The organism is Rhizobacter sp. P2_H2, from assembly GCF_056403375.1.
In genome coordinates this window covers 1-1,416 of record NZ_JBFUFP010001263.1, presented here as the reverse complement: position 1 = coordinate 1,416, position 1,416 = coordinate 1, and the positions used below count along the sequence as shown (strand labels likewise).

General features: G+C 63.1%; 2 protein-coding genes. Both read right to left on the bottom strand.

Annotation, left to right across the window (positions count from 1 at the left end):
- Positions 1 to 56: 56 nt before the first annotated feature.
- Positions 57 to 836 carry an alpha/beta fold hydrolase gene (locus tag AC1D15_RS32180; RefSeq protein ID WP_465112647.1) on the bottom strand — a complete coding sequence of 260 codons (780 nt, stop codon included), beginning with the start codon at positions 834 to 836 and terminating at the stop codon, positions 57 to 59.
- 244 nt (positions 837 to 1,080) lie between these two features.
- On the bottom strand, positions 1,081 to 1,416 hold a 336-nt coding region (locus AC1D15_RS32175), incomplete at its 5' end, for a GMC oxidoreductase (protein WP_477829253.1).

Below are 1,416 nucleotides of genomic sequence, written 5' to 3'. Positions count from 1 at the left end.
GCCCTGCTGATGCTGTTGCGCAGCCTGCCGAGCGAGCAGCTGGCGGGCGGCGGGTCTCAGCGAGACTTGCGCGCCGCGTCCTGAGCGGCTCGCTCGATCACGGCAGCGACCGCCTTCGGCTGCGTCATGAAGACCGCGTGGCTGGCTTTCACCTCGGTCACGGTGGCATCGATCCGCTTGGCCATCTTGTGCAGCATCCGCACGTCGAAGGCCTTGTCGTCGGTCGCGATGACAGCCCAGCTCGGCCGGGTCCGCCACGCAGCCTGCGTGAGCTTGGTGCCGAACACCGACATGTTGATCGGCACCTGCGAGTCCCGCAGGAACGCGACGTCCGCATCGGTGGCATCGCCAGCGAACCCGATCTTGAACTTGTCACGGTTGACGAAGCCGTACCCGTCGGCCTGGACGTCGATGACGAAATCGGGGGCCGAGAACCCGGTGTACTGCTCGCTCGTCGTCTCACCGGCGTCGGGCGACAGCGCCGACACGTAGACGAGGCCGACGACCTTCGGGTCGACACCGGCCTCGGTGATCACGGTGCCGCCCCAGGAGTGGCCGACGAGGATCGTCGGACCGTTCTGGAGTGCCAACGCGCGCTTGGTTGCGGCCACATCGTCGGCCAGCGAGGTCAGCGGATTCTGGACGATGGTGACCTGATAGCCGCGCTTGGTCAGTTCGTTGTAGACGCCACGCCAGCCCGAGCCATCTGCGAAGGCGCCATGCACCAGCACGACGTTCCTGACCTGGGGAGACTGTGCGTTGGCGCCACCACCAACGCCGACGATGCTGGCGGTTGCCGCAGCGGCGACGATGAGCTTGCGAAATGTGATGTTCATGGTGAGGTTCCTTGACGGTCGAAGAGGGTTGAGTGGATTCGCGAATCGTTTCGAAATGGTAGAGAAGACGGCGGTTAACGTGGTTGCAATTTCAGCCGCCGTAACTTGCTCTTTGAATTCGAATCTTTCCAGATCGTCTACAAAAAATTCTGTTGAATGAGTATTCACGCAATAAACGATCGCCTGTCGGGGCGCGGATTCGAAAGGGCATTGCACGGGGCGAAGACGCTTCGCCCGCTCTTGTTCAGATGCCGCAGGTCGCGCGGATCTCTTCGACGGCACGCTCACCGATCACGACGCAAGGCGCCATGGTGTTGCCGCTGGTGACGTGCGGCATGACGGATGCGTCAGCAATGCGCAGCCCCTGTACGCCATGGACTTTCAGGGAACCATCGACCACCGACATCTCGTCGCGGCCCATCTTCGCCGTACAGGACTGGTGCCAATACGTCACGGCCGCATTGCGTGCGTAGTTCTCCAGGTCCTTCCCGGCGAGCCTGCCCGGCAGGCTCTCGCGCTTGACGAGGCCCTTGAACGCGGACTGCGAGCCCAGGTCCTGCACCAACCGGATGTTCTCGAG